Source organism: Serratia sp. TSO36, assembly GCF_057808395.1.
Genome location: NZ_JBJZOU010000026.1, coordinates 41142 through 67343, shown reverse-complemented (window position 1 = coordinate 67343; position 26202 = coordinate 41142). Strand labels below are relative to the sequence as shown.

Here is a 26202-nt window from a genome sequence, read left to right as displayed (position 1 = left end):
AGTCAGTTTGCATGCAAACTACCCCGCAGAGAGTAAACACAGGGGGTAGGCAGGCAACGGTGACTTTGTCAGCGCGATCCGCTGCCAGTATGATGAAGAAAACCAGCGCAACGGCAGAGGTGAAGGGTGGCGAAACGTCCATTGAAGTTTATCGATAACCTGCGTTTAAGCGGGCATGAAGGATTGTGGCAACTGGCGATTGAGCAGGGGCGCATCGCGCATCTGGTGCCGCAGCCGGAAGGGCAGGAGTGGCGCAGCGACGTGTTGGATGCGCAGGGCGGGCTGGCGCTGCCGGCGTTCGTCGAACCGCATATTCACCTGGATACCACGCAAACCGCCGGTCAGCCGGCCTGGAACCAGTCCGGCACGCTGTTCGAGGGCATTGAGCGCTGGGCCGAACGCAAAGCGTTGCTGACCCATGAAGATGTCAAACAGCGCGCCTGGCAAACGCTCAAGTGGCAGATCGCCAACGGCGTGCAGTATGTGCGCACCCACGTCGACGTTTCCGATCCCACGCTGACCGCGCTGCGCGCCATGCTGGAGGTGAAACAGGAGGTGGCACCCTGGGTGACGCTGCAGATTGTCGCCTTCCCGCAGGAGGGGATCCTTTCCTACCCCAACGGCGAAGCGCTGCTTGAAGAGGCGCTGCGGCTGGGGGCCGACGTGGTGGGCGCCATTCCGCATTTCGAATTCACCCGCGAGTACGGCGTGGAATCGCTGCATAAGGCGTTTGCGCTGGCGCAAAAATACGATCGGCTGGTGGATGTGCACTGCGATGAGATCGACGACGAACAATCGCGCTTCGTCGAGACCGTGGCGGCGCTGGCGCTGAAGCTGGAGATGGGGGCGAAAGTCACCGCTAGCCACACCACGGCGATGCACTCTTACAACGGCGCTTACGCCTCGCGGCTGTTCCGCCTGCTGAAAATATCCGGCATCAACTTCGTCGCCAATCCGCTGGTGAACATTCACCTGCAGGGCCGTTTCGACAGCTATCCGAAACGGCGCGGCGTAACGCGGGTGAAGGAGATGCTGGAGGCGCAGATCAACGTCTGCTTCGGCCATGACGACGTGTTCGATCCCTGGTATCCGCTCGGCACCGCCAACATGCTGCAGGTGCTGCATATGGGGCTGCACGTGTGCCAGCTGATGGGCTATGGCCAGATCGACGACGGGCTAAAGCTGATCACCAGCCACAGCGCGCGCACCCTTAACCTGAGCGACTACGGCCTGGCGGCCGGCAACAGCGCCAACCTGGTGATCCTGCCGGCGGAAAGCGGCTTCGACGCGGTGCGCCGCCAGACGCCGGTGCGCTACTCGATTCGCCAGGGGGCGGTGATCGCCGAAACGCGGCCGGCGGAAACCACGCTGCATCTGCAGCAGCATGAAACGGTGGATTTTCGGCGTTAAGGCGCAAAAAAAGGGCGCCTTGCGGGCGCCCCTGATGTCTTTGATGCGAAGAAATCAGTGCGTCACGTGGCCGTGGCTGCGGTGCTTGGTCACGAAGCCCAGCAGCAGGCACATCACGAACACCGCCAAATACAGGCCGTTGGCGGTGGTCAGCGCCGCGTGCGCGCCGCCTTTCGCCACGATCGGGCCGGTAACCACGAAGGTCAACATGGTGCCGATGGTGCCGCAGGTCAGGATAAAGTTGACCAGCTTCGGCGAGGAGACCTTGGTCTGCAGCGAGCCGAGGGTGATCAGCGTGGTGTAGATGGCGCTGGAAACGAAGCCCAGGGCCATGATGTAGTAGCCCAGGTGCTCCGGGTTGTCGGTGCTGACGAACAGGTACATCGCGCCGGTAGCCAGTGCGGCCAGCACGGTCACGATGCGCTGCAGATCGAAGAAGCGCAGGATGAAGCTGAACACCCACATGCCGACCATGTAAGAGGTCCAGAAGTCGCTCACCAGCTTACCGGCCTGGCCGATGTCCATGTTGAACGACTTGGTGGCGTACTCAGGCACCCACTGAATGAAGCCCAGCTGGCCGAGGATGTAGCACAGCGCGGCGATCGACAGGAACAGCACGCCGATGCCCCATTTTTCTTTCTCGACCGGCTGGCCGGCGTCGGCGCCTTTCTTGCCCAGCACCGGGAATTCGGAGCACAGGGTCAGCACGAAGATCCCCACGTACAGCAGGCCGATGCAGGCATAAACCCAGTACCAGCCGATATGGCGGGCCAGCAGCATCGCGGCGACGATCGGGAAGATCATTCCGGCCATGCTGAAGAAGGAGTCGGTGAACAACAGGCGCGAACCGCGCTGGCGGCCGGCATACATGTGGGTGATCAGGAAGGTGCCGATCGACATGGTGATACCGCTAACCACGCCGAGGATAAACATGCACAGCGAGAACATGGTCAGGCTCTTGCCGAGCATCAGCCCTGCGACCGCCAGCACCATCAGGACAAAGCCGAAGATCAGCTGACGCTTCAGCGGGATGATTTCCATCAGCCAGGCATTGAGGAAGATCGAAATCAAAATGCCGGCGTTGAGGAAAGTAAAGGTGTTGCTCATGCTGGAAACCGGCAGATTAAAGTACTCTGCAATGTTTCCCATCACCATCCCTGTGACGATCACTAAAGCACCGGTCAGCGCGTACGAAAAGAAGCTGATCCAGGTAAGCCGTATGCGGTTACTGTCATTCATTGTATAGGCCTGAATATGTCTGTTAGAGGTTTTAACGCTGGCATAAGGCCGCTGGCTTTTCCTGGCAAACGCAGAAAAAAGTCCCGATCAGGCCACCAGGGGGCGGATCCTAGCACAGACAACGGGATTTTTTGTGATGGCTGTCGATTTTTTGATGTAACCCATGAAGGGCCGGTGTGCATTATTGTGATCTATTTGCGTACCGTCACAACGGAATCACGGTTGACGATCGTCGGCTCAAACCGGTGCGCCGGGGTGGCGGGGTCGATCAACCTGCGCGCCGCGTATTGGGCCATCTCGCTGATGGGAAAATGTACGCTGCTCAACGCCGGGCGCACGAAAGGCGCGCGTTCGCCGCTGTCGTAGCAGATCAAGGAGATATCCTGCGGCACCCGCAGGCGGTGTTCGTTGATCGCCAGCAGCGCGCCGATCGCCATCTCTTCGTTGCAGCAGTAGATGGCGCTGGGCCGCGCGGCTTGCCGCAGTAGCCGATCGGCGCAGCGGTAACCGCTTTCCAGATCGTAGACGCCCTCCAGGCAGGCCACCGGATCGATATTCGCCGCCTGCATCGCCTCTTCAAATCCCTGCAGCCGCAGGCGGCTCGACGGGCGTTCACGCGGGCCGCTGATGCAGGCGATGCGCCGGTGCCCGGCATCGAGCAGCTGCTGCGTCGCCATGCGGCTGGCGAGCGGGTGATCGAAGGTGACGCAGCGGTCTTCCAGCCCCGGCACCAGACGATCGAGCAACACGAAATCACGTTGCTCCGCCGCCAATTGGCGCAGCCGATCGTCGCTGAGAAAACGCACGTGCAGGATCACGCCGTCACAGCGCAGGCTAAATAGCCGCTGCACCGCCTGCCATTCGTTTTCGGCGCTGTTGCGGCCCTGGGTCACCAGCAGCTGTTTGCCGTGGGATTCGGCCTCGGTCTGCACGAAGTCCATCAGCGCGCCGAAAAAGCCGCCGCGGTACGAGGTGGTGACCAGCCCAAGGGTATTGCTGTGGCTGGAGGCGAGCGCGCGGGCCGCCGGGTTGGGGGTGTAACCGAGCTGGGCAACGGCGCGTTCAACCTTCTCGCGGGTCGGCGCCTTGACGTTGCTGTCGCCGTTCACCACGCGCGATACGGTGGCGCGCGAAACGCCCGCCAGCGCTGCGACATCTTCCAGTGTCACCATCGTCCCACTCCTGAATTACGGCTAAAAAAATGGGTTCGGCGCGCCGAACCCCTGTCTGGCTGCGTATAGCCGCTTACCTGAACTGCGGCAAATACGGCGCGTTTATCGTCAACACCTCTTCCAGCAGCGGCTGCGCCAGGTTGGCGTTGCCCACTAACGGGTTGGCGATCAACGCCAGCAACCCGCTGCGGCGATCGCCGTGCACCGCCGCCTCGATGGTCAGGCGTTCGTAGGCTTTCACCTGCTGCGTCAGGGCCTGCATCGGCTCTGGCAGCGGGCCGAAGGTCAGCGGGTGCGCGCCCTGAGCATCAACGATACAGTTGATTTCTATCACAGCATCGTCCGGCAGGCCATGGATTGCGCCGCGGTTTGCGGTGTTGACCACTAATTGCGTGCCGAGATTATTATGGATAGCACGAATCAGCTCCAGCGCAACTTCGGAATAGAAAGAACCGCCGCGGAAGCTGAGCTGCTCCGGTTTCGTGTTCAGCTGCGGATCGGCATACAGTTCGAACAGCTCTTTCTCCACCTGCATCACCTGCTCGGCGCGGGTGCCGCGCTCGCCGGCGGCGGCCATCTCTTCCGCCAGCATCTCGCGGGTCTGGTAAAAATAGCGGTGGTAGGGGCAGGGGATGGCGCCGAGCGCGCGCAGGAAGTCCGGCTGCCAGGGCTCTTCCTTGATGTTGTTCATGGTCAGCGCCGCGCCGTCGCACAGCATGTCGATCACCTTGGCGGTGACGTCGCGCCCCTGCTGCGTGACCTGATGCACCCAGACCATGTGGTTCAGGCCGGCGAAGCGCAGCTGCACGTCGGCGTAAGGCGCCTGCAGCATGTTGGCGATCATGTGATGCATGCTGATCGGCACGTTGCACAGGCCGATGATCTTCGCTTTGGTAAAGCGGGACACCGCCTCGGTGACGATGCCGGCCGGGTTGGTGAAGTTGATGATCCAGGCGTCCGGCGCCAGTTTTTCCACCCGGCGAGCGATGTCCAGCATCACCGGGATGGTGCGCAGCGCCTTGGCGAAGCCGCCGACGCCGGTGGTCTCCTGGCCGAGCAGCTGGTATTTCAGGCCCAGCCGTTCGTCGGCGGCGCGCGCCGGCAGTTGCCCGACGCGGAACTGGGTCAGCACGAAGGCGGCGCCGCGAATGGCGTCGTCCAGCGCAAAGTGCACGCTGACCTTCACCTGCTCCAGCCCGTGGCGCGCCAGCATGCGGCGGGTCAGGGCGGCGATGGTTTCCACTTTTTGCCGGCCCGGTTCGACGTCCACCAGCGCCAGCTCGGTGACCGGCAGCTCCTCAATGCGCTGGATCAGCCCATCGACCAGCTCGGGGGTGTAGCTGCTGCCGCCGCCGATCACGGCGATTTTAAGCATGCTCATGGGCGGCCCTCCGTCTGCGACTGACGGCGATAGAGCTCGATCATGTCGTCGGCCAGATCCTGGATCACCATGGCGTTCATCAGATGATCCTGCGCATGCACGGTGATCAGGTTGATCGCCAGTTTGCCGCAGCCTTCGTCCAGGCCGATCAGCTCGGTCTGGATCAGGTGTGCTTTCTTCACCCACTCTTTGGACTCGGCCATGTGCCTGGCCGCGGCGGCGAAATCGCCGGCGCGCGCTTGCCGCAGCGCCATCAGCGCATTGCTGCGCGCGCTGCCGGAGAACACCAGCAGTTCCATGATGGTGCTTTCAAACTCGGGGCTGACTTCAGTCATCAGTTCACTCACGTCATTTCTCCAGGGGTTGCGCGGCGACGCCGCCGTGGGATGCTTCAGTATCCGCTCTTTTTATAATGAGAGCGCTCTCATTTATATAGAGTAACGGCAATGCGTGTGCAAACTGGGAGGCAGATCGCAAAAATCAACCCAGGGCGGCGCGGGGCAAAAAATGCGTGATGCGGTTGGCAAAAAAGCCTTCTACGCCCATACTTTCCGCAGCAAAATTCAGGGCCGCCTAGGATATGTCCCGTAATTGGGTAAATATAGGTAAATGGCTGGTACTTGCCGATACAGCTCTTTAGAATCAAAGCGCTTTTCCGTTGTTTGTCTCTCAGAGAAAGGACCCGTTAATGTTCAAACGTACTTTAGTGACCTTCGTCGCGCTGTGTTCCCTCACAGCGATGGCGCCAGCCGCACTCGCCGCCGGTGAGACCCACGTCATGCTGACGACCTCGGCGGGGAATATCGAGTTGGCGCTCGACAGCCAGAAGGCACCGGTTTCCACCCAGAACTTCGTCGATTACGTGAACAGCGGGTACTACAACAACACCATTTTCCATCGCGTGATCCCGGGCTTTATGATCCAGGGCGGCGGTTTCACCGCTGACATGCAGCAAAAATCCACCAAGGCGCCGATCAAGAACGAAGCCGACAACGGCTTGCGCAACCTGCGCGGCACCATCTCGATGGCGCGCACCGCCGACAAGGACAGCGCCACCAGCCAGTTCTTCCTGAACGTGGCGGATAACGCCTTCCTGGATCACGGCCAGCGTGACTTCGGCTACGCGGTGTTCGGCAAAGTGGTGAAAGGCATGGACGTGGTGGACAAAATTGCCCAGGTGCCAACCGGCAACGTCGGCCCTTACCAGAATGTGCCGACCAAACCGGTGGTGATTCTGTCGGCCAAGGTGCTGCCGTAAGTTTTTTGGCCGATCCCGTTGGGGTCGGCCGCTCCTTCCTCTCGAAGCCTTGCCTTCATCACTGTTTTCTCCCGCGCCTCATGCTCTAATCGGCAGACAATAATCAGACCGGAAATCCGGCGTTCGCCCTTTGTTGTCTCTGGATGAGTTGCTGCCATGTATGAATTTAACCAGGTGCTGTTGCTGTTGCAGCAGATGTGCGTCTATCTCGTTATCGCCTATCTGCTGAGCAAAACCCCGCTGTTCATCCCGCTGATGCAGGTGACCATCCGCCTGCCGCACAAGCTGCTGTGCTACGTGATCTTCTCGGTGTTCTGCATCATGGGCACCTATTTCGGGCTGCACATTCAGGATTCGATCGCCAACACCCGCGCGATAGGCGCGGTCCTTGGCGGGTTGCTGGGCGGGCCGTCGGTGGGCTTTCTGGTCGGGCTGACCGGCGGCCTGCACCGGTATACGCTCGGCGGCATGACCGACGTAGCCTGCGCGATCTCCACGGTGTCGGAAGGCCTGGTCGGCGGCATCGTACACAGCATCGCCATGCGGCGCGGGCGCATCGAGCTGCTGTTCAATCCGCTGTTCGTCGGCGGCGTGGCGCTGGTGGCGGAAGTGCTGCAGATGGCGATCATCCTGGCGGTGGCGCGCCCCTACGACGAAGCGTTGCAGCTGGTGGAGCACATCGCGCTGCCGATGATGATCGCCAATACCGTCGGCGCGGCGATGTTCATGCAAATCCTGCTGGATCGGCGCGCGATGTTCGAAAAATACACCAGCGCCTTCTCTTCCAAGGCGCTGAAGATCGCCGAGCGCACCGAGGGCATCCTGCGGCAGGGCTTCGATCAGGAAAACAGCATGAAGGTCGCTCGGGTGATTTATCAGGAGCTGGGCATCGGCGCGGTGGCGATCACCGATCGCGACAAGCTGCTGGCGTTTATCGGCATCGGCGACGACCACCACCTGCCGGGCACGCCGATCGCCTCGGTGCATTCGCATCGCGCCATCGACAACAACGAGGTGGTGTACGCCGACGGCAATCAGCTCTCTTACTGCTGCTCGATCAATCCGGCCTGCAAGCTGGGATCGACGCTGGTGATCCCGCTGCGCGGCGAAAATCAGCGGGTGATCGGCACCATCAAGCTGTATGAGCCGAAAAGCCAGCTGTTCAGCACCATCAACCGTACGCTGGGCGAAGGTATCGCCAGCCTGCTGTCGGCGCAGATCATGGCCGGACAGTACGAGCGCCACAAGCAGCTGCTGGCGCAGTCGGAGATCAAGCTGCTGCATGCGCAGGTCAATCCGCATTTCCTGTTCAATGCCTTGAATACCCTGGTGGCGGTGATCCGCCGCGATGGCGAACGCGCCTGCGATCTGGTGCAGTCCCTCTCGACCTTCTTTCGTAAAAACCTCAAACGTTCCGATGACGAAGTCAGCCTGGCGGACGAGATTGAACACGTGAACGCCTACCTGCAGATCGAGAAAGCGCGCTTCGCCGATCGGCTGGAGATCGCGGTATCGCTGCCGGAGGCGCTGTTGCCGGTGCGGCTGCCGGCGTTCTCGCTGCAGCCGATCGTCGAAAACGCCATCAAGCATGGCACCTCGCATCTGCTGGGCGTGGGCCGCATCGAAATCGGCGCCTGCTGCGAAGGGGAGCATCTGCTGCTGCAGGTGACGGACAACGCCGGGCTGTTCCAGCCGAAACCGAACTGCAGCGGGCTGGGGATGAATCTGGTGGATAAGCGCATTCGCGTGCGCTACGGCGAAGGCTATGGCGTGCAGGTGGATTGCCGGCCGGACGCTTACACCCGTATTACGCTCAATGTTCCCATGGAGAGGGCCGCCTGATGTTAAACGCACTGATTGTTGACGATGAACCTTCCGCCCGCGACAACCTGCGCCATCTGCTGGAGGCCGAAGCGGAGATCTCGATTATCGGCGAGTGCGCCAACGCCATCGAAGCCATCAGCCAGATCCACCGGCTGCAGCCGGATGTGGTGTTTCTCGATATCCAGATGCCGCGCATCAGCGGGCTGGAAATGGTCGGCATGCTGGATCCCAACCGCATGCCGCACATCGTGTTTCTGACCGCTTACGACGAATACGCGGTGCAGGCGTTCGAGGAGCACGCCTTCGACTACCTGTTGAAGCCGGCGGAGCCGAAGCGGCTGAGTAAGACGCTGCAACGCCTGCGGCAGCGCACTGCGCCGCAGGACGTGGCGGCGCTGGAAGAGAGCGCCGGTTACCTGAAATACATTCCCTGCACCGGCCACAGCCGCATCTATCTGCTGCGCTTCGACGAAGTGCTGGCGATCCGCTCCAAACTGAGCGGGGTATTCGTGGTGCGCAGCGACGGCATGGAATGTTTCACCGAGCTGACGCTGCGCACGCTGGAAAGCCGTACGCCGCTGGTGCGCTGCCATCGGCAGTATCTGGTCAACCTGGAGCAGGTGCGCGAGATCCGCTTCGAAGAGGGCGGCGCGGCGGAGATGATCATGTCGGCCGGCGATCCGGTGCCGGTCAGCCGGCGCTATTTGAAAGCGCTGAAGGAGCAGTTGGGGCTGCGGGGGTGACTATGCCGGCGGCCACCGGCGGCGAGTATGCACGATGGCCAATACGATGACGCGTTGAGCCGCCCATTCATAGACCAGCAAATAGGACGGGGAGATGACCAGCTCGCGCGTACCGGCTATCCGCCCCGTTTTCCCGTTGGCGGGATGATGCACGAGGCGTGCCGCCGCGTCAGCGATTTTTGCATCATTTTCTGCGGCGGCGGCTGGATTTTTAAGTTCCAACCATTCATAAATCGCCAGACGATCGGCGATGGCGGGTTCCGTCCATGTCAGTTTCACAAAAGTCCTTTTGTGTTTTATTGCGTTGATTTGGCTCTGCGTTCGGCGAAATAAGCGGCCACCTCTTCATCGTCGGCGAATTTGCCTTCACGCAACGCCTTGCGGCTTACCTCGACCTTTTCCTTTAACCACTGGTCGTACTCTTCCTGTTGCGCTTGGCGGCTGACAAACTCGCGCATGAAATCACGCAGCAGTTGCGAAGCCGTGCGATCGGCGGCCTTTGCCGCGCTGGCGAAAGCGGTTTTTAACTCTTCATCCACGCGGATTACCACGGTAGATTCAGACATGGTATTTACCTCGTATATACAGCGTAATGCTCACTATAGCACTGGTGCTTTATTGTTCAAGCAAAGGCGCTTTGACGCTAAGCGCAATCTGAAATCATCAGGCCCCGACGGCACCCATTTTGTTTGTCCTTGACGGGGTTACGCGGCGCTTATAGCTTTATTGCATCCACAGGCGCGTTTCGCGCCGCGTCAGCGTCAAAGGAACAGAAAATGAGTGAACCACGGATTATCGCCAAAGCGATGAAAGACGGAAAACCGGAGCAGGATCTGGTGATTTTGCCGGCGTTGGCCAACCGCCACGGGCTGATCACCGGGGCAACCGGCACCGGCAAGACGGTGACGCTGCAAAAAATGGCCGAACAGTTCTCTCGCATCGGCGTGCCGGTATTCCTGGCGGACGTGAAGGGCGATCTGTCCGGCATCGGCGCCGAGGGCGTGCCTTCCGAGAAGCTGCAGGCGCGCCTGGCGGCGATCGGCGTCAGCGACTGGCAGCCGCAGGCCTGCACCATTATCCCGTGGGATATTTACGGCGAAAAGGGCCACCCGATCCGCGCCACGATTTCCGATCTCGGGCCGCTGCTGCTGGGGCGCCTGTTGGATCTGAACGAGGTGCAAAGCGGCGTGCTGCAGCTGGTGTTCAAGATCGCCGATGACAACGCGCTGCTGTTGCTGGACATGAAGGATCTGCGCACCATGATGCAGTTCGTCGGCGACAACGCCAAACAATTCCAGACCCAGTACGGCAATATCTCTGCCGCGTCGATCGGCGCCATTCAGCGTGGGTTGCTGACGCTGGAAGAGCAGGGCGCCGACCAGTTCTTCGGCGAGCCGATGCTCGACATCAACGATCTGATGAAAACCGACGCCAACGGCCACGGCGTGATCAACCTGCTGGCGGCGGACAAGCTGATCAATCAGCCGAAGCTGTATTCGGTGTTCCTGCTGTGGCTGCTGGCCGAGCTGTTCGAGCACCTGCCGGAAGTGGGCGACCCTGAACAGCCGAAGCTGGTGTTCTTCTTCGATGAGGCGCACCTGCTGTTCAACGACGCGCCGGCGGCGCTGCTGACCAAGATCGAACAGGTGGTGCGCCTGATCCGCTCCAAAGGCGTCGGCATTTACTTTGTCACCCAGAACCCGCTGGACATCCCGGATAGCGTGCTGGGCCAGCTGGGTAACCGCGTGCAGCATGCGCTGCGCGCCTTCACGCCGCGCGATCAGAAGGCGGTGAAGACGGCGGCGCAAACCCTGCGCGCCAATCCGGCCTTCGATGCCGAAACGGCGATCACCGAGCTGGGCGTGGGCGAAGCGCTGGTGTCATTCCTCGATGAGAAGGGCCGGCCGAACGTGGTGGAGCGGGCGATGGTGATCGCGCCGGAATCCAAAATGGGCATGCTCGGTGCGGAAGGGCTGAACAGCGCGATCAACAAGTCGCCGCTGTATGGCCGCTATGAGGATATGATTGACCGCGAGTCCGCCTACGAGAAGCTGTCGTCGGGCGGTTTTGCCACCGTCGGCACCCCGCAGCAGGGGCAGCAACCGCAGGCGCAACAGCAACAACAGCAGGCGGGCGGCGGCCTGATGGACGGCTTGAACGAGCTGTTGTTCGGTTCCACCGGCCCGCGCGGCGGCAAGCGCGACGGCATCGTCCAGACCGCTGCCAAGAGCATGGCGCGCGATCTCGGCCGCCAGATCCTGCGCGGCGTGCTGGGCTCGATCACCGGCGGCCGTAAAAAGTAAGCGGAAATTATCGTCGGCAGCGGCGGGTTAAATCAGTACACTGTGGCGGCATTTTTCTCTGCCGGACCTAACATGCTGCTGCTGATCGATAACTACGACTCCTTTACCTATAACCTTTACCAGTACTTCTGCGAATTGGGCGCCGAGGTGCTGGTGAAGCGCAACGATGAGCTGCAGCTGGCCGATATCGAGCGGCTGGCGCCGCAGCATCTGGTGATTTCCCCTGGCCCCTGCACCCCGAACGAAGCGGGTATCTCGCTGGCCGCCATTCGTCATTTCGCCGGCAAGCTGCCGATCCTCGGCGTGTGCCTGGGGCACCAGGCGCTGGGGCAGGCGTTCGGCGCCGAGGTGGTGCGCGCCCGCGCGGTGATGCACGGCAAAACCTCGGCGATTCGTCACCTGGGCGTCGGCGTGTTTCGCGGCCTGCGCGATCCGCTGACCGTGACCCGCTACCACTCGCTGGTGCTGAAAGCCGATACGCTGCCGGACTGTTTTGAAGTGACCGCCTGGAGCGAACGCGATGGCGTGCGCGACGAGATCATGGGCATCCGCCACCGCACTTTGGCGTTGGAAGGCGTGCAGTTCCATCCGGAAAGCGTGCTCAGCGAGCAGGGCCACCAGCTGCTGGATAATTTCCTCCAGCGTTAATCCCGATGCGTTTTTTTCGCCCGCCAGGCGTTTTGCGTTTGCGCTCGATTGGTTTTTTATGCATATTTCGTGATTATGTTTTCAATCTAAAATCACGATAGCGCTGAAAAACCTTCAGGGTGGAGCCGAAAATGACTGAAAAATCCGCAGTGAGCCGCAGCACCTTTGACCAGGTGATCCTGCCTGTTTATGCACCTGCCCAGTTTGTGCCGGTGCGCGGCCAAGGCAGCCGGGTCTGGGATCAACAGGGAAAAGAGTACATCGATTTTTCCGGCGGCATCGCGGTGACGGCGCTGGGGCACTGCCATCCGGCGCTGGTCGAGGCGCTCAAACGCCAGGGCGAAACCCTGTGGCATACCAGCAACGTTTTCACCAATGAACCGGCGCTGCGCCTGGCGAGCAAACTGATCGACGCCACTTTCGCCGACCGGGTGTTCTTCGCCAACTCCGGCGCAGAGGCCAACGAGGCGGCGTTCAAACTGGCGCGTCATTACGCCATCACCCGCCACAGCCCCTACAAAACCAAAATCATCGCCTTCTATAACGCGTTCCACGGCCGCACGCTGTTCACCGTGTCGGTGGGCGGGCAGGCCAAATATTCCGACGGGTTCGGGCCGAAGCCGGCCGACATCGTGCACGTGCCGTTCAACGATTTGGCGGCGGTGAAGGCGGTGATGGACGACCACACCTGCGCGGTGGTGATGGAACCGATTCAGGGCGAGGGCGGCATTACGCCGGTCGATGCCGGCTTCCTCAAAGGCGTGCGCGAGCTGTGCGACCAACATCAGGCGCTGCTGGTGTTCGACGAAGTGCAAAGCGGCATGGGGCGCAGCGGCAAACTGTTCGCCTATATGCATTATGGCGTGACGCCGGACATTCTCACCACCGCCAAGGCGCTGGGCGGCGGTTTCCCGGTCAGCGCCATGCTGACTACCGAAGACATTGCGTCGGTGATGCAGGTGGGCACCCACGGCACCACCTACGGCGGCAACCCGCTGGCCTGCGCGGTGGCGGAGGCGGCGCTGGACGTGATCAATACGCCGGAGGTGCTGAGCGGCATCGAGCAGCGTCATGCGCTGTATGTGCAGGCTTTGCAGCATATCGGCGATAAATACGGTATTTTCACCGCGATTCGCGGCATGGGGTTGCTGATTGGCGCCGAGCTGACGCCGCATTATCACGGCAGAGCGCGCGACTTCCTCACCGCCGCCGCCGCGCGCGGGTTGATGATCCTCAACGCCGGGCCGAACGTGATTCGTTTCGCGCCGTCACTGGTGGTGGAGCTGCAGGATATCGAGGCCGGCATGGCGCTGTTCGAGCTGGCGGTGCAGGATGTGATCAACGCCTGAAGCCCGCGCGGCATATAACGGGGCGCGGCATGCCGCGCCCTTATTGATCGCGCAGTTTGCGCTTGAGCCAAATGCCGTGGTGCGGGCGCTGGCGCCAGGCCAGCGAAGAAATGGTGTGCATCACGCTCAGGTGCGACAGAATGCGCCGCAGATGGCGCTCCATCTCGGTAACGGGCATCTCCGGATGCAGATCCGGCGGCTGCATGATGCCGCTGTTGCCGCTGCTCGGGCCGTCGTATTCCAACCGCTGTTGGCAGCTTTGCAGCGCGATTTCACAGGCCTGCAGATACGCTTCCGCCAGTTTTGGCGTCAGCATGTAGTGTTCGCGCGCCAGAATGGTCATGGCGTTCAGGTGCTCGACGATGAACTGGCTATGCGTGACCCACAGCCGCATGTCCGCCAGATAGTCCGACGCGAACCCCGGCTCCTGCATCGCCTGATTGAGCGAGGTGAATAGCGCATTGTGCGCCTGGTTGACCTGCATGCGGGTATAGGCCAACGCGGTGGCGTCCGGTTCCGGCTGTTCCAGCATCAACCGCAGCGCGGTTTGATCGTGCTCCAGCGCCTGATGGGCATTCTTGCGCAGCAGCCCGCTTTGCCACTGCGGCCACAGCCAAATGGTGCCGCCGAACGCCAACACGCAGCCGATCAGCGTATCGATCAGGCGCGGCACCAGAAAATGCGAGCCGTTCAGCGCCAGCAGCTGCAGGGTGTAAACCGCCGTGACCGTAAAGCCAATCACCGACAGCCCGTAGTTCTTGCGCGAAACCAGGTAGGCCAGCAGCGTGATCACCAGCATGATGCTCAGCGTTTCGCCTTCCGGCAGCTGCAGCTGCAGCAGGCCGGCCGCCAGCAATAGCCCGGCAATCGTGCCCAGCGCACGGTGCTGAATGCGCACCCGGGTGGCGTTATACCCGTTTTGGCTCACCAGCATGATGGTGAGCAGGATCCAGTAAGGCTTCGGCAGGTTGAACACCGCACCCAGGCTGCTGCCGACCGCCAGCGTCACGCCCAGCCGCGCGGCGTTGCGCAGGGCGGTAGACTTGAACGACAGATAGCTGGCCAGCGCCGGCCAAAACGGCAGGCGGTGCTGGCCGGGCATCAGGTCGCGGCGGTACAGCGGATGCTGGGTGCGAAGCAGGCGGGCGATGCGGCTGAAGTGGTAATAACAAAACTGGCCTACCGGGTTATCGGGATGCTGCGCCGCCATTTTTTCCAGCGCCGCCAGCTCGTGGGCCATGGAGAAGCGCTTCGAATGTTGATGATAGAGAATATCGTGCGCCACTACGCGCAGCCGGCCGGCGATCACCTGAGCATTGCGGCGAATGATTGCTTCGGCCTGGCTCTGCTCCACCAGTTTTTGCACTTCCTCCGGCAGATGCAGGCTGACGGTGATGTGCTCCTGCAGGTCCATCGCCACCTGAAAGGCGCGCTGCAGGCGCTTTTGCTCGAGGTTGTTGGCGTGCGGCAGGAAATTAAGCTGTTGGTACAACAGGCTGATCAGATCCATCACCTTTTGCTGGCGCACCAGCAGCGGCGGCAGCGCGGTTTGCGGATCGGTGTGCTGGGTCAGCAGCGAGTATTTGGCCTCGAAATAGTCTGCCAGTTCCAGGTAGAGCTGGCTCAGCGTCTCGCGCATCGGCTGCTCTTTCCACAGCTTGAACCAGAACCAGGTGAATAAGCCGTACCAGACGGTGCCGATGGCGTACAGCAGCGGCGCCTGCCAGATGGGCACCGTGCCGGCCGTGCTGAGGGCGAAGATGGCGGCCACCAGCGCCGCCGGCAACAGCCGGGCGTGCAGCGGGCTGATTTCACCGGTGACGCCGAGCAGCAGCGCCAGGCCCAGCATCAGAGCCGGCAGCGGCACGTGCCACAGTAGGGCTTGTTGCAGCAGCACGCTGCTGAAGGCGAACAGCGAGCCGCCAACCACCAGCCGTTTAAAGAAGCGCTTATGCGGCGTGTCCAGACCGGCGATATTGCAGCAGGCGGGCACCAGAGAGAACATCAGGCCGAGCTGCAGCTGGCCTATCAACAAGCCGAACAGCACCGGCAGGCACAACACCAGCGTTTGTCGCAGTGCGTAGTTGATTTCCGGGTGGTAGATCAGGCGGCGCCACATGGCAGAGAGCAGATAAAAAAACGGCGCAGATTGCGCCGTTTCTTCAGGGATTAACGGGTGCCGTAGACGACAATGGTTTTGCCGTGGGCGGAAATCAGGTTTTGATCTTCCAGCATTTTCAGAATACGGCCAACGGTTTCGCGCGAGCAGCCGACGATCTGGCCGATCTCCTGACGGGTGATCTTGATCTGCATGCCGTCCGGGTGAGTCATGGCGTCGGGTTGCTTCGCCAGATTCAGCAGGGTTTGCGCGATGCGGCCGGTCACGTCCAGGAAGGCGAGGTTGCCCACTTTTTCGGAGGTGACCTGCAGGCGGCTCGCCATTTGGGCGGACAGACGCATCAGGATGTCCGGGTTCACCTGGATCAGCTGGCGGAATTTCTTGTAGGAAATTTCGGCCACTTCACAGGCGGTTTTCGCGCGAACCCAGGCGCTGCGCTCCTGGCCTTCTTCGAACAATCCGAGCTCGCCGATGAAATCCCCCTGGTTGAGGTAGGACAGGATCATCTCTTTACCTTCTTCATCCTTGATCAGCACCGCGACGGAGCCTTTCACGATGTAGTAAAGCGTTTCGGCCTTTTCACCTTGGTGAATCAGCGTACTCTTCGATGGATATTTGTGGATATGGCAATGAGACAGGAACCATTCGAGAGTAGGGTCTGTTTGCGGTTTGCCGAGAACCATTCGCTGTTATCCTCTGTTGTTATCGCTGCCTTGTGTCACAGGGGTCAGAGTTCCCTGTAAAACCCGCCTGTAGCCGCAATCATGAGCGAGGGCTACCGGCAAGTTTTGAGGCGTGTCATAAAAATACGCTGTCGCTCTAGCATATTAACTTGCCGTAAGCGCTGCAAGCTACATTCTGTTAACATACCGGTAAAGGAGCCTTTCTCTGGGCGTTTCCCTGAAATTCAGTGTCCCGGAAAGATTTATTGCGGCTCTGTTTGTAGCACAGAGTAAGGCGGGTGTCTCGTGTTGTCTCGCTTCAGCATGATTAGCATCAGGTTACGTTGCCTGTTTCTATGCGAAAGCGTACTCTGATTTTAAGAAATCAACCGGAGTGACCAGAATGCAGGCAAGAGTTAAATGGGTGGAAGGGTTAACGTTTTTGGGTGAATCGGCCTCCGGCCACCAGGTGCTGATGGACGGCAACGCCGGCGATAAAGCACCCAGCCCGATGGAGATGGTGCTGATGTCGGTGGGCGGCTGTAGCGCGATCGACGTGGTGTCCATCCTGCAAAAAGGGCGCAACGACGTGCGCGACTGCGAGGTGAAGCTGACCTCCGAGCGCCGCGAAGAAGCTCCGCGGTTGTTCACCCATATCAACCTGCATTTCATCGTTACCGGCCAGGATCTGACCGACAAGATCGTCGAGCGTGCGGTGAACCTGTCGGCGGAGAAGTACTGCTCGGTGGCGCTGATGCTCAACAAGGCCGCCACGGTGACCCACAGCTTCGAGATCCGCCAACCGGCGTAATCGAGGCGGAGCGCGGCTCGGCGCCGCGCTCAACGCGTTTATTCGATCTTCTTGCCTTCCAGCAGCCGCTGCACCAGCGGCGCCATGATCAGTTCCATCGCCAGCCCCATCTTGCCGCCCGGCACCACTAACGTATTGATGTGCGAGATAAACGATCCCTGCAGCATCGCCAGCAAATAGGGGAAGTCAATTTGATCCAGCCCGCGGAAGTGGATCACCACGAAGCTTTCGTCCAGTGAGGGAATCGCCTTGGCGGCGAACGGGTTGGAGGTGTCCACCGTCGGCACGCGCTGGAAGTTGATGTGGGTGCGCGAGAACTGCGGCGTGATGTAGTTGATGTAGTCTTCCATCGAACGCACCACCGAATCCATTACCGCTTCGCGGGAGTGGCCGCGCTCGCCGGTATCGCGGATCAGTTTCTGGATCCATTCCAGGTTGACGATCGGTACCACGCCGACCAGCAGATCGACGTGGTTGGCCACGTCGTGGTGCTCGGTGACCACGCCGCCGTGCAGCCCCTCGTAAAACAGCACGTCGGTCGGCGCCGGCAGCGGTTCCCACGGGGTGAAGGTGCCCGGCACCTGATTGTAGGGCACCGCTTCGTCGTAGGTGTGCAGATACTTGCGCGAGCGGCCGGTGCCGTTCTTGCCATAGTCGATGAAGCTCTGCTGCAGCAGGCCGAAGTCGTTGGCCTCGGGGCCGAAATAGCTGATGTGTCTGCCCAGATCGCGCGCCTTGCGGATCGCCGCGTCCATTTCCGGCCGGGTGTAGCGGTGGAAGCTGTCGCCCTCCAGCTCGGCGGCGCGGATGTTGAGCTGTTGGAATATTTTGCGGAACGCCACGCTGGTGGTGGTGGTGCCGGCGCCGCTGGAACCGGTCACCGCGATAACGGGATGTTTGGCAGACATGGTGGTTGTCACTCCGTGTTGAATGCGCCGGCGTCAGGGGATTATTGTGGCTCTTGTTGACGCTCTCTATCTCGGGAAAAAATGGCGCGCGCTGGTTTGCAATGCCCCATTGTTACCTGATTTTTTCCGTCAGTCATAGAACCGATCGCCACTAAATTTCTTCCTGCCCGGCGCGGAACTGGCCGCGCGGCATGATGTTGACGCTCTCGTGCAGTTCCGACCACACCAGCACCACTTCGCCGTTTTTCAGCTGGCGGCGCACGTCCTCCACCTTCTGTTCCAGCGAGCGTTCGTGCTCGCCGTAATCGGTGCCTTCGCGCAGTACAAAAGATTCGATCAGGCTGTTGAGGGTGTCGGTTGCCAGTTCTTGCCAGGGAATGATCACGTCGGGATGTCCAGATAAGGGGAAAGCCAGGCCGGAATGCGATGCTCCAGCCACATGTATGGTTTTTTCAGCGTGCCGCCGACGAAGCCGACGTGGCCGCCGAACTCGGTCAGCTGATATTCGATATTGCGCGGCAGGCCGGCGACGTCGGGGATCACCTCAGGGGTCATGAAGGGATCGTCCTTCGCATGGATGATCAGCAGCGGCGTTTGGACAGCCGGCAACAGCGGCAGGGCGCTGCAGCGGCGATAATAGTCGGTGGCGTCACTGAAGCCGTGAATGCGCGAGGTGATGGCGTCGTCGAATTCGCGGATGCGCCGCAGACCGTTCAGTTGGGACAGCTTGAGCGGCAGGGTGTCCGGATAGTGCAACAGCTTGCGGGTGGCGTTTTGTTTCAGCTGCCCCAGCAGGTAGCGCTGATAAACGCGGGAAAAGCCTTGCTCCATGCGGTAGGCGCAGGGCTCCAGCATCAGCGGCGCCGAGACCACCACGGCCGCCTGCAGCAAGCTGTCGGCGCCTTGCTGCGCCAGGTAGCAGGCCAGCATGTTGCCGCCGAGCGAAACGCCGACCGCCGCGGTCGGCACCTCGCCGTAGCGGTCGCGCAGCCAGCGCAGGAAGAAGCGCGCGTCTTCGGTTTCACCGGAGTGGTAGATGCGCTGCTTGCGATTGGGCACGCCGCTGCAGCCGCGAAAGTGCATCACCACGCCGAGCCAGCCGCGCTCGCGCCAGGCGTTGAGCAGGCCATGCGCGTAAGGGCTGTAGAAGCTGCCTTCCAGGCCGTGGAACAGCACCGCACGCGGTTTGTCGCGCGCCTGCGCCGGATCCTCGCTCCAGGCGAGATCGACGAAATCGCCGTCGGGCAATTCCAGCCGCTGCCAATGCGGTTTCAATAATACGCGGCGGCGCACCAGCCGCGGCAACAGCGTTTGCAGGTGCGGGTTACTGGCCCCGGTCAGAGGGCGAAAGGTGTTAGGCATAGGCTGAGTAAAATGTTGTGGGCGGCTATTGTGAGATCCCTAGCGCACTGTTAGCTTCAATACCAAGAATTAACAATGATACTGCAAAAAAGCGCCTTGGGTGAGGAGCACCCGTGCCATGGAACCGAGTTTATTCCTTTCGATGCTGGGCTTCCTGTGGGTCGCCGCCATCACGCCCGGCCCCAATAACCTGCTGCTGACCACTTCCGGCGCCAACTTCGGCTTTATGCGTTCGCTGTGGCTGATGATCGGCATTATGCTCGGCATGCAAAGCATTTTGCTGCTGGTGGCCTTCGGCGTCGGCAGCCTGATCCTGGTTTATCCGTCGCTGCACCTGATCCTGAAAATCCTCGGCAGCCTGTACCTGCTGTGGCTGGCATGGAAAGTCGCCACCGCCGCCTATGAAAAACTGGAAACCGACGTGGCGCCGCCGCAGCCGGTGCGGCTGTATCAGGGTTGGCTGCTGCAGTTCCTAAACCCGAAAGCCTGGCTGATGGCGCTGGGGGCGGTGGCCAGCTTCAGCCTGGCGGGCGATAAGTACAACGGTTCCATTGCGGCGATCGCGCTGGGCATTTTGGCGGTCAACATCGTCGCCGGCATTATCTGGCTGGCGTTCGGCACCCTGATCGGCCGCCTGCTACGCAGCAAAAAGGCCTGGGTTATCTTCAACGTTTCCATGGGGTTGTTGACCGCAGCCTGTGTGTTACTGATCTGGCATTAAGGAGCGAACGATGGCGGAAAATTATTATCACGTGGTTGCCTTTACCGGCGAAGGGCTGCGCGGCAACCCGGCCGGGGTGTGCCTGCTGACACAGCCGCTGCCGGCGGCGCGGCTGCAGGCGATCGCCAACGAGATCGGCCTGCCGGAAACCAGCTTTGTCTGGGATGACGGCGACATGACCGCCATCCGCTGGTTTACCCCGCAGCGCGAGGTCGATCTCTGCGGCCACGGCACCCTGGCGGCGGCGCATGTGATGTTCAGCGTGGTTAACCCGGCGCTGCAGGATATTCGCTTCCGCTCGGCCGGCGGCGAGCTGTTCGTCAAGCGCGATGCGCAGGACGGGGAACGGCTGGTGCTCGACTTCCCCGCTCGGCCGCCGCAGAAGGTGGCTGAGCCGGCGGGCCTCGCGGCGCTGCTGGGCGTGCAGCCGCAGGAGGTGTGGCAGGCGAAAGCGCTGCTGGTGGTGCTGGAAAACGAGGCGCAGGTGCGTGCGCTGCGGCCGGACATCCCGGCGCTGATCGCGCTGGCCGGGTGTGCGGTGATCGTCACTGCGCCGGGTGACACCGTGGACTTCGTGTCGCGCTATTTCACGCTCGACGGCGGTGAAGATCCGGTTACCGGCTCCGCGCACTGCACGCTGATGCCTTACTGGACGGCGCGTCTCGGCCGCCATCGGCTGCAGGCACAGCAGGTCTCGGCGCGCGGCGGCGAACTGTTCTGCGAACTGCAAGGGGAACGCACGCTGCTCGGCGGCTATGCTCACGTGTTCCTGCACGGGACGATCGCGCTGTAATCCGCGTTTATATTACGCAGGGTAATAAAGAAGACTTTTTTATTCTTTTATCGCCCGTCACCGCTCAGATAAAACTGTCAGCAACTGAACAGATTTTTATCAACGGAGCGGAACATGGCGGGCAAACTCTTTTCCTTACGCAACGCGGCGCTGTTGGCGCTGGCGCTCAGCGCAGCCAGCGCCTACGCGGTGGACGTGACCGTGGCGTACCAGACGTCGGCGGAGCCGGCCAAGGTGGCGCAGGCGGAAAACAGCTTCGCCAAACGGTCCGGCGCGACCGTCGACTGGCGTAAGTTCGACAGCGGCTCCAGCGTGCTGCGTGCGCTGGCCTCCGGCGACGTGCAGATCGGCAATATCGGCTCCAGCCCACTGGCGGTGGCCGCCAGCCAGAAACTCCCCATCGAAGTGTTCCTCATCGCCTCGCAGCTCGGCAGCTCCGAAGCGCTGGTGGTGAAAAATGACATCAAAAGCCCGCAGGATCTAATCGGCAAGCGCATTGCGGTGCCGTTTATCTCCACCACCCATTACAGCCTGCTGGCCTCGCTCAAGCATTGGGGCATCAAGCCTGAGCAGGTGAAGATCCTCAATCTGCAGCCGCCGGCCATCGCCGCCGCCTGGCAGCGCGGCGACATCGACGGCGCTTACGTCTGGGCGCCGGTGGTCAACGAACTGGCCAAACAGGGCAAGGTGTTGACCGACTCCGCGCAGGTGGGCGAATGGGGCTCGCCGACGCTGGACGTGTGGGTGGTGCGCAAAGACTTTGCCGAGAAACATCCCGACGTGGTGACCGCCTTTGCCGCCAGCGCCCTACAGGCGCAAAAGGCCTACCTGGCGGCGCCGGAGCAGTGGCTGAAAGATCCGAGCCACCTCAGCACGCTGGCGCGCCTGAGCGGCGTGCCGGAAGCGCAGGTGCCGGAGCTGGTGAAGGGAAACCGTTATCTGCCGGTGGCGGATCAGGTTGCCCAGCTCGGCCAGCCGGTGGACAAGGCGATCCGCGATACCGCCGAATTCCTCAAGCAGCAGGGCAAGATCCCGCAGGTCGACAGCGACTACAGCGCTTACGTGACCGACCGTTTTGTGAAACAGGTGCAGGCTGCGCCGCAGTCGTAAGGAAGCAGGATGCTAAACGTCAATCATCTTTCAGCAGAGTATCAGGGGCGGCCCGCGCTGCGTGACGTGTCGTTCCAGATTGCCGCCGGGCAACTGGTGGTGGTGCTCGGCCCGTCGGGCTGCGGCAAGACCACGCTGCTGAATTTGATCGCCGGGTTTATCGAGCCTTCAGCTGGCAGCATCACGCTGGATGGAACGCCCGTTAACGGCCCGGGCGCCGAACGGGGCGTGGTGTTCCAGCATGAGGGCTTACTGCCGTGGCGCAACGTGGTGGACAACGTCGAGTTCGGCCTGCAGCTGGCCGGCGTCGGCAAGGCGCAGCGCCGCCAGGTGGCGGAGCAGATGCTGCAGCGCGTGGGGCTGGCGGGCTATGAACAGCACTTTATCTGGCAGCTTTCCGGCGGCATGCGCCAACGCGTCGGCATCGCCCGCGCTCTGGCCGCCGATCCGCGGCTGTTGTTGCTGGACGAACCGTTCGGCGCCCTGGACGCGTTCACCCGCGAGCAGATGCAGGAGCTGTTGCTGACCATTTGGCGCGATACCGGCAAACAGGTGCTGCTGATCACCCACGATATCGAAGAGGCGGTGTTCCTCGCCAGCGAGCTGTTGCTGCTGTCGCCGGGGCCGGGGCAGGTGGTGGAGCGGCTGTCGCTGAACTTCGGCCAACGCTATGCTGACGGCGAAGCCTGCCGCGCCATCAAGTCCGATCCTGAATTTATCGCGCAGCGCGAATACGTGCTGGGCAAAGTTTTCCAACAGCGCGAGGCCATGCTATGAGCCTGCATTCCACTCTGAAGGCCGCGGCGCAGCCGCAAGGTAAAGCGGCGCGCCGTTTCAGCGTGCCGCGCAACGTTTGGCTGAGCGGCGCCACGCTGTTGACGGTGTTGATCGTCTGGTGGGGCGTGACGGCGCTGCAGCTGATCAGCCCGCTGTTTTTGCCGGCGCCGCAGCAGGTGCTGCACCAGCTGATCACCATCGCCAGCCCGCAAGGCTTTATGGACGCCACGCTGTGGCAACACCTGGCGGCCAGCCTGGGGCGCATTCTGGTAGCGCTGTTGGCGGCGGTGATCGTCGGCATCCCGGTGGGCATTGCCATGGGGCTGAACGACACGGTGCGCGGCATTCTCGATCCGCTGATTGAAATCTATCGCCCGGTGCCGCCGCTGGCCTATCTGCCGCTGATGGTGATTTGGTTCGGCATCGGCGAAACCTCAAAGATCTTACTGATTTATCTGGCGATCTTCGCGCCGGTGACGCTGTCTGCCGTGGCCGGCGTGCGCAGCGTGGCGCAGGTGAGGGTGCGTGCCGCCCGGGCGTTGGGCGCCACGCGTTGGCAGGTGCTGCGTTTCGTGGTGCTGCCGAGCGCGCTGCCGGAGATCCTGACCGGCATCCGCATCGGGCTGGGCGTCGGCTGGTCGACGCTGGTGGCCGCCGAACTGATCGCCGCCACGCGCGGCCTGGGATTTATGGTGCAATCCGCCGGTGAGTTTCTGGCTACCGACGTGGTGTTGGCTGGCATCGGCGTGATTGCGGTGATTGCATTTGGGCTGGAGCTGGGGCTGCGTGCCCTGCAGCGCCGATTGACCCCGTGGCATGGAGTACAGCAATGAACGAACGTCTGAATATCACCCCGCTGGGGCCTTACATCGGGGCGCTGGTGGAAAACGTCGAGTTGGCCCGGCCGCTGGGCGACGGCCAGTTTGAGCAGCTTTATCACGCCTTGCTGAAGCATCAGGTGCTGTTCTTCCGCAATCAGCCGATCACCCCGCTGCAGCAGCGCGATCTGGCCGGCCGCTTCGGCGATCTGCATATCCATCCGGTCTATCCGCACGCCACCGACGTGGAAGAGATCATCGTGCTCGATACCCACGACGACAACCCGCCGGACAACGATAACTGGCACACCGACGTGACCTTTATCGACAACCCGCCGCTGGGGGCGATCCTGGCGGCCAAGACCTTGCCTTCCACCGGCGGCGATACGCTGTGGGCCAGCGGCATCGCGGCCTACGAGGCGCTGTCGGCGCCGTTCAGAACGCTGTTGGCGGGGCTGCGTGCGGAGCATGACTTCACCAAGTCGTTCCCGGAACACAAACATCGCGGCAGTGTAGAGGAGCATCAGCGCTGGCAACAGGCGGTGCAGAAAAACCCGCCGCTGCTGCATCCGGTGGTGCGCACCCACCCGGTCAGCGGCCGGCAGGCGCTGTTCGTCAATGAAGGGTTTACCACGCGGATCGTCGATCTGGCGCCGAAAGAGAGCGACGCTTTGCTGAACTTCCTGTTTGCTCACATCACCAAACCGGAGTTTCAGGTGCGCTGGCGCTGGCAGGAAAATGACGTGGCGATCTGGGATAACCGCGTGACGCAGCACTACGCCAACGCGGATTATCTGCCGCAGCGGCGCATCATGCACCGCGCGACCATTCTGGGGGATAGGCCTTTTTACAAGGCCTGAGGCTTAGGCTTCGAACGCCTGCGTTAACTGTTCCAGCTGTTCCTGCGCATCCAGCCAGGTCATTTCCGCCTCTTCCAGCGCGGATTTGGCCTGGCTTTGCTTTTGCAGGCAGTCGGTCAACTCGGCCTTGCGGCTGATGTCGTACAGCGCGGGATCCGCCAGCTGTTCCTCCACCGCCGCCAGTTCGGCGCCCAGTTTTTCCATCTGCTGTTCCAGCTTGGCGATCTGCTTGCGCAGCGGTTGGGTCTGCGTACGGAACTCCGCCTCGCGGCGTTTTTGATCCTTGCGCGCCTGCGCGCTGTTGCCGCCGCTCTCTTTTTCCGGCGCGTCCTGCTGGCTTTCCTGGCGCTGCAGGTCGACAAGCCACTGCTGATAGTCGTCGAGATCGCCCTCGAAAGGCTCGACCTGGCCGTCGTGCACCAGGTACAGATCGTCGGTGGTGGAGCGCAGCAGGTGACGGTCGTGCGAGACCGCCACCAACGCGCCTTCGAAATCGATCAGCGCCTCGGTCAGCGCCTGGCGCATGTCGAGATCCAGGTGGTTGGTCGGTTCATCGAGCAGCAGCAGGTTAGGGCGCTGCCAGACGATCAGCGCCAGTACCAGCCGCGCCTTCTCGCCGCCGGAGAAGCGTTCGGTCACTTCGCTGACCTTGTCGCCCTGGAAACCGAAACCGCCCAGATAGTCGCGCAGCTGCTGTTCCAGCACCCGTGGTGCGATGCGGCTCAGGTGCTGCAGCGGCGATTCGTCGGCGCGCAGGAATTCCAGCTGGTGCTGGGCGAAGTAACCCAGCTTGATGCCTTTCGCCAGGCCAATCTCGCCGCTCAGCGGCTCCAGGGTGCCGGCCAGCAGTTTGATCAGCGTGGATTTACCGGCGCCGTTGCGGCCGAGCAGGCCAATGCGCGAGCCGGGCACCAGGTTCAGCTTGATTGACTTCAGGATCACTTTATCGCCATACCCGGCGCTGACTTTGTCCATGCGCAGCAGCGGGTTCGGCAGGCTTTCCGGCGGACGGAAGCTGAAGGTGAACGGGTTGTCGACGTGCGCCGGGGCGATCAGCTCCATGCGCTCCAGCATCTTGATGCGGCTCTGCGCCTGCTTGGCCTTGGTGGCCTGCGCGCGGAAACGGTCGATATAGCTTTGCAGGTGCGCCACTTTCTCTTGCTGGTGCTGATACAGCGACTGCTGCTGCGCCAGCTTGGTGGCGCGCTGGCGTTCGAACGACGAATAGTTGCCGGTATACTCATTGATCGTCTGCTGTTCGATATGCAGGATCTTGTCGACGATCGGATCGAGGAAGTCGCGGTCGTGCGAGATCAGTACCAGCGTGCCGGGATAGCTTTTCAGCCAGCGCTCCAGCCAGATCACCGCATCGAGATCCAGGTGGTTGGTCGGTTCGTCGAGCAGCAGCAGATCGGAACGGCACACCAGCGCCTGCGCCAGGTTGAGGCGCATGCGCCAGCCGCCGGAGAAGTCGCGCACCGGGCTTTGCAGCTGTTCGTTGGAGAAGCCGAGGCCGTGCAGCAGGCTGGCGGCGCGGGAACGGATGGTCCAGGCGTCGATGGCGTCCAGCTTGCCGTGCAGGGTGGCGATGGCGTGGCCGTCGTTGCGGTCGTTGGCCGCCTGCAATTCGGCTTCGAGCTGGCGAAACTCGCGGTCGCCGTCGATAACATACTCGATCGCCGGCACGTCCAGCGCCGGCGTCTCCTGGTTGACCCAGGCCAGCGCCCAGTTGCCGGGGAAGGTAAAGCTGCCGCCGTCCGCCGCGATCTCGCCCTTCAGCAGCGACAGCAGCGTGGATTTGCCGCAGCCGTTTTTGCCCACCAGGCCGACCTTCTGACCTGGATTAACCGTCGCCGTGGCGTTGTCCAGCAGGACGCGGATGCCGCGTCGGATTTGTAGCGAGGAGAATACAATCATAAAGCGCCGTATGTTCA

At 61.7% G+C, this 26202-nt stretch carries 26 protein-coding genes; 14 read left to right on the top strand and 12 right to left on the bottom strand.

What is annotated here, in order from left to right; translation table 11 throughout:
• The first annotated feature begins 141 nt into the window (after positions 1-141).
• On the top strand, positions 142-1410 hold the full coding sequence (locus ACK3CV_RS23375) for a cytosine deaminase (RefSeq protein ID WP_275429476.1): 1269 nt from the start codon (positions 142-144) through the stop codon (positions 1408-1410).
• A 54-nt stretch (positions 1411-1464) separates the two neighbouring features.
• Here ACK3CV_RS23375 and tsgA read toward each other — a convergent pair whose 3' ends face one another.
• From tsgA to ACK3CV_RS23355, 4 genes are all read right to left on the bottom strand, one after another.
• Positions 1465-2649: an MFS transporter TsgA gene (gene tsgA, locus ACK3CV_RS23370; RefSeq protein ID WP_033636290.1), complete on the bottom strand. Its 1185-nt coding sequence runs from the start codon at positions 2647-2649 to the stop codon at positions 1465-1467.
• Positions 2650-2840: 191 nt separating this feature from the next.
• A complete protein-coding gene (locus ACK3CV_RS23365; RefSeq protein WP_033654859.1) occupies positions 2841-3821 on the bottom strand; it encodes a LacI family DNA-binding transcriptional regulator in 981 nt (326 codons plus the stop codon).
• A 73-nt stretch (positions 3822-3894) separates the two neighbouring features.
• The gene (locus ACK3CV_RS23360; protein ID WP_164040107.1) at positions 3895-5202 is read right to left on the bottom strand and encodes a 6-phospho-beta-glucosidase; all 1308 of its coding nucleotides are present in this window, start codon (positions 5200-5202) and stop codon (positions 3895-3897) included.
• Positions 5199-5537, bottom strand: coding sequence for a PTS lactose/cellobiose transporter subunit IIA (locus ACK3CV_RS23355; protein ID WP_039569261.1), 339 nt, complete (start codon positions 5535-5537; stop codon positions 5199-5201). The genes ACK3CV_RS23360 and ACK3CV_RS23355 overlap by 4 nt, the downstream gene beginning before the upstream one ends.
• A gap of 353 nt (positions 5538-5890) precedes the next feature.
• Here ACK3CV_RS23355 and ppiA point away from each other — a divergent pair, with 353 nt between their 5' ends.
• From ppiA to btsR, 3 genes are all read left to right on the top strand, one after another.
• Positions 5891-6460, top strand: a complete 570-nt coding sequence (ppiA, locus tag ACK3CV_RS23350) for a peptidylprolyl isomerase A (RefSeq protein ID WP_033636286.1) — start codon at positions 5891-5893, stop codon at positions 6458-6460.
• A gap of 156 nt (positions 6461-6616) precedes the next feature.
• Positions 6617-8302 (top strand): sensor histidine kinase, encoded by a 1686-nt coding sequence (locus ACK3CV_RS23345; RefSeq protein ID WP_164141714.1) that lies wholly within the window; start codon positions 6617-6619, stop codon positions 8300-8302.
• Positions 8302-9027 carry a two-component system response regulator BtsR gene (gene btsR / locus ACK3CV_RS23340; RefSeq protein WP_049196118.1) on the top strand — a complete coding sequence of 242 codons (726 nt, stop codon included), beginning with the start codon at positions 8302-8304 and terminating at the stop codon, positions 9025-9027. Before ACK3CV_RS23345 ends, btsR begins: the two co-directional genes overlap by 1 nt.
• Here the strand turns inward: btsR and ACK3CV_RS23335 are convergent, their stop codons facing one another.
• Complete coding sequence (locus ACK3CV_RS23335; protein ID WP_033636283.1) at positions 9028-9306, bottom strand: type II toxin-antitoxin system RelE/ParE family toxin; 279 nt, start codon at positions 9304-9306, stop codon at positions 9028-9030. It lies immediately after the preceding gene.
• Positions 9307-9323: 17 nt separating this feature from the next.
• Positions 9324-9593 (bottom strand): hypothetical protein, encoded by a 270-nt coding sequence (locus ACK3CV_RS23330; RefSeq protein ID WP_033636282.1) that lies wholly within the window; start codon positions 9591-9593, stop codon positions 9324-9326.
• Between the two features lie 210 nt (positions 9594-9803).
• On the opposite strand from ACK3CV_RS23330, the gene ACK3CV_RS23325 reads away from it, so the two are divergent.
• From ACK3CV_RS23325 to argD, 3 genes are all read left to right on the top strand, one after another.
• Complete coding sequence (locus ACK3CV_RS23325) at positions 9804-11330, top strand: helicase HerA-like domain-containing protein (RefSeq protein ID WP_033654863.1); 1527 nt, start codon at positions 9804-9806, stop codon at positions 11328-11330.
• Positions 11331-11402: 72 nt separating this feature from the next.
• Positions 11403-11978: an aminodeoxychorismate synthase component II gene (locus ACK3CV_RS23320; RefSeq protein ID WP_049196119.1), complete on the top strand. Its 576-nt coding sequence runs from the start codon at positions 11403-11405 to the stop codon at positions 11976-11978.
• 131 nt (positions 11979-12109) lie between these two features.
• Complete coding sequence (gene argD / locus ACK3CV_RS23315; protein ID WP_033649310.1) at positions 12110-13327, top strand: bifunctional acetylornithine/succinyldiaminopimelate transaminase; 1218 nt, start codon at positions 12110-12112, stop codon at positions 13325-13327.
• A 40-nt stretch (positions 13328-13367) separates the two neighbouring features.
• Here the strand turns inward: argD and ACK3CV_RS23310 are convergent, their stop codons facing one another.
• Positions 13368-15446 carry a YccS/YhfK family putative transporter gene (locus ACK3CV_RS23310; protein ID WP_033649309.1) on the bottom strand — a complete coding sequence of 693 codons (2079 nt, stop codon included), beginning with the start codon at positions 15444-15446 and terminating at the stop codon, positions 13368-13370.
• Positions 15447-15496: 50 nt separating this feature from the next.
• The gene (crp, locus tag ACK3CV_RS23305) at positions 15497-16129 is read right to left on the bottom strand and encodes a cAMP-activated global transcriptional regulator CRP (RefSeq protein ID WP_004090925.1); all 633 of its coding nucleotides are present in this window, start codon (positions 16127-16129) and stop codon (positions 15497-15499) included.
• Between the two features lie 382 nt (positions 16130-16511).
• Between crp and ACK3CV_RS23300 the strand changes: the two genes are divergently transcribed.
• Entirely contained in the window at positions 16512-16919 is a 408-nt protein-coding gene (locus ACK3CV_RS23300; RefSeq protein ID WP_004930372.1) for an OsmC family protein, read from the top strand.
• A 38-nt stretch (positions 16920-16957) separates the two neighbouring features.
• On the opposite strand, the gene ACK3CV_RS23295 is transcribed toward ACK3CV_RS23300, so the two are convergent.
• The 3 genes from ACK3CV_RS23295 to ACK3CV_RS23285 form a co-directional block, all read right to left on the bottom strand.
• Complete coding sequence (locus ACK3CV_RS23295) at positions 16958-17827, bottom strand: phosphoribulokinase (protein WP_033636275.1); 870 nt, start codon at positions 17825-17827, stop codon at positions 16958-16960.
• A gap of 151 nt (positions 17828-17978) precedes the next feature.
• Positions 17979-18212 (bottom strand): YheU family protein, encoded by a 234-nt coding sequence (locus tag ACK3CV_RS23290; protein WP_004930376.1) that lies wholly within the window; start codon positions 18210-18212, stop codon positions 17979-17981.
• Complete coding sequence (locus ACK3CV_RS23285) at positions 18209-19189, bottom strand: hydrolase (RefSeq protein WP_033649307.1); 981 nt, start codon at positions 19187-19189, stop codon at positions 18209-18211. Before ACK3CV_RS23285 ends, ACK3CV_RS23290 begins: the two co-directional genes overlap by 4 nt.
• A 118-nt stretch (positions 19190-19307) precedes the next feature.
• On the opposite strand from ACK3CV_RS23285, the gene ACK3CV_RS23280 reads away from it, so the two are divergent.
• The 6 genes from ACK3CV_RS23280 (at position 19308) to tauD (ending at position 24268) form a co-directional block, all read left to right on the top strand.
• Complete coding sequence (locus ACK3CV_RS23280) at positions 19308-19910, top strand: LysE family translocator (RefSeq protein ID WP_039569226.1); 603 nt, start codon at positions 19308-19310, stop codon at positions 19908-19910.
• A 10-nt stretch (positions 19911-19920) separates the two neighbouring features.
• Positions 19921-20703, top strand: coding sequence for a PhzF family phenazine biosynthesis protein (locus ACK3CV_RS23275; protein WP_039569229.1), 783 nt, complete (start codon positions 19921-19923; stop codon positions 20701-20703).
• Between the two features lie 114 nt (positions 20704-20817).
• Entirely contained in the window at positions 20818-21813 is a 996-nt protein-coding gene (gene tauA, locus ACK3CV_RS23270) for a taurine ABC transporter substrate-binding protein (RefSeq protein ID WP_033649304.1), read from the top strand.
• A 9-nt stretch (positions 21814-21822) separates the two neighbouring features.
• Positions 21823-22590, top strand: a complete 768-nt coding sequence (tauB, locus tag ACK3CV_RS23265) for a taurine ABC transporter ATP-binding subunit (RefSeq protein WP_164141712.1) — start codon at positions 21823-21825, stop codon at positions 22588-22590.
• The gene (tauC, locus tag ACK3CV_RS23260) at positions 22587-23423 is read left to right on the top strand and encodes a taurine ABC transporter permease TauC (RefSeq protein WP_033631937.1); all 837 of its coding nucleotides are present in this window, start codon (positions 22587-22589) and stop codon (positions 23421-23423) included. The genes tauB and tauC overlap by 4 nt, the downstream gene beginning before the upstream one ends.
• On the top strand, positions 23420-24268 hold the full coding sequence (tauD, locus tag ACK3CV_RS23255; protein ID WP_033654872.1) for a taurine dioxygenase: 849 nt from the start codon (positions 23420-23422) through the stop codon (positions 24266-24268). Before tauC ends, tauD begins: the two co-directional genes overlap by 4 nt.
• 3 nt (positions 24269-24271) lie before the next feature.
• Here the strand turns inward: tauD and ACK3CV_RS23250 are convergent, their stop codons facing one another.
• Positions 24272-26185 carry an ABC transporter ATP-binding protein gene (locus ACK3CV_RS23250; protein WP_164141710.1) on the bottom strand — a complete coding sequence of 638 codons (1914 nt, stop codon included), beginning with the start codon at positions 26183-26185 and terminating at the stop codon, positions 24272-24274.
• Positions 26186-26202: the final 17 nt, after the last annotated feature.

Coding starts and splice junctions, on each gene's coding strand:
- tsgA (WP_033636290.1), bottom strand. CDS start 2,649: ATGAATGACAGTAACCGCATACGGCTTACCTGGATCAGCTTCTTTTCG.
- tauA (WP_033649304.1), top strand. CDS start 20,818: ATGGCGGGCAAACTCTTTTCCTTACGCAACGCGGCGCTGTTGGCGCTG.
- crp (WP_004090925.1), bottom strand. CDS start 16,129: ATGGTTCTCGGCAAACCGCAAACAGACCCTACTCTCGAATGGTTCCTG.
- tauB (WP_164141712.1), top strand. CDS start 21,823: ATGCTAAACGTCAATCATCTTTCAGCAGAGTATCAGGGGCGGCCCGCG.
- ACK3CV_RS23330 (WP_033636282.1), bottom strand. CDS start 9,593: ATGTCTGAATCTACCGTGGTAATCCGCGTGGATGAAGAGTTAAAAACC.
- tauD (WP_033654872.1), top strand. CDS start 23,420: ATGAACGAACGTCTGAATATCACCCCGCTGGGGCCTTACATCGGGGCG.
- argD (WP_033649310.1), top strand. CDS start 12,110: ATGACTGAAAAATCCGCAGTGAGCCGCAGCACCTTTGACCAGGTGATC.
- ACK3CV_RS23345 (WP_164141714.1), top strand. CDS start 6,617: ATGTATGAATTTAACCAGGTGCTGTTGCTGTTGCAGCAGATGTGCGTC.
- ACK3CV_RS23285 (WP_033649307.1), bottom strand. CDS start 19,189: ATGCCTAACACCTTTCGCCCTCTGACCGGGGCCAGTAACCCGCACCTG.
- tauC (WP_033631937.1), top strand. CDS start 22,587: ATGAGCCTGCATTCCACTCTGAAGGCCGCGGCGCAGCCGCAAGGTAAA.
- ACK3CV_RS23300 (WP_004930372.1), top strand. CDS start 16,512: ATGCAGGCAAGAGTTAAATGGGTGGAAGGGTTAACGTTTTTGGGTGAA.
- ACK3CV_RS23295 (WP_033636275.1), bottom strand. CDS start 17,827: ATGTCTGCCAAACATCCCGTTATCGCGGTGACCGGTTCCAGCGGCGCC.
- ACK3CV_RS23310 (WP_033649309.1), bottom strand. CDS start 15,446: ATGTGGCGCCGCCTGATCTACCACCCGGAAATCAACTACGCACTGCGA.
- btsR (WP_049196118.1), top strand. CDS start 8,302: ATGTTAAACGCACTGATTGTTGACGATGAACCTTCCGCCCGCGACAAC.
- ACK3CV_RS23365 (WP_033654859.1), bottom strand. CDS start 3,821: ATGGTGACACTGGAAGATGTCGCAGCGCTGGCGGGCGTTTCGCGCGCC.
- ACK3CV_RS23355 (WP_039569261.1), bottom strand. CDS start 5,537: ATGACTGAAGTCAGCCCCGAGTTTGAAAGCACCATCATGGAACTGCTG.
- ACK3CV_RS23280 (WP_039569226.1), top strand. CDS start 19,308: ATGGAACCGAGTTTATTCCTTTCGATGCTGGGCTTCCTGTGGGTCGCC.
- ppiA (WP_033636286.1), top strand. CDS start 5,891: ATGTTCAAACGTACTTTAGTGACCTTCGTCGCGCTGTGTTCCCTCACA.
- ACK3CV_RS23320 (WP_049196119.1), top strand. CDS start 11,403: ATGCTGCTGCTGATCGATAACTACGACTCCTTTACCTATAACCTTTAC.
- ACK3CV_RS23250 (WP_164141710.1), bottom strand. CDS start 26,185: ATGATTGTATTCTCCTCGCTACAAATCCGACGCGGCATCCGCGTCCTG.
- ACK3CV_RS23360 (WP_164040107.1), bottom strand. CDS start 5,202: ATGAGCATGCTTAAAATCGCCGTGATCGGCGGCGGCAGCAGCTACACC.
- ACK3CV_RS23275 (WP_039569229.1), top strand. CDS start 19,921: ATGGCGGAAAATTATTATCACGTGGTTGCCTTTACCGGCGAAGGGCTG.
- ACK3CV_RS23325 (WP_033654863.1), top strand. CDS start 9,804: ATGAGTGAACCACGGATTATCGCCAAAGCGATGAAAGACGGAAAACCG.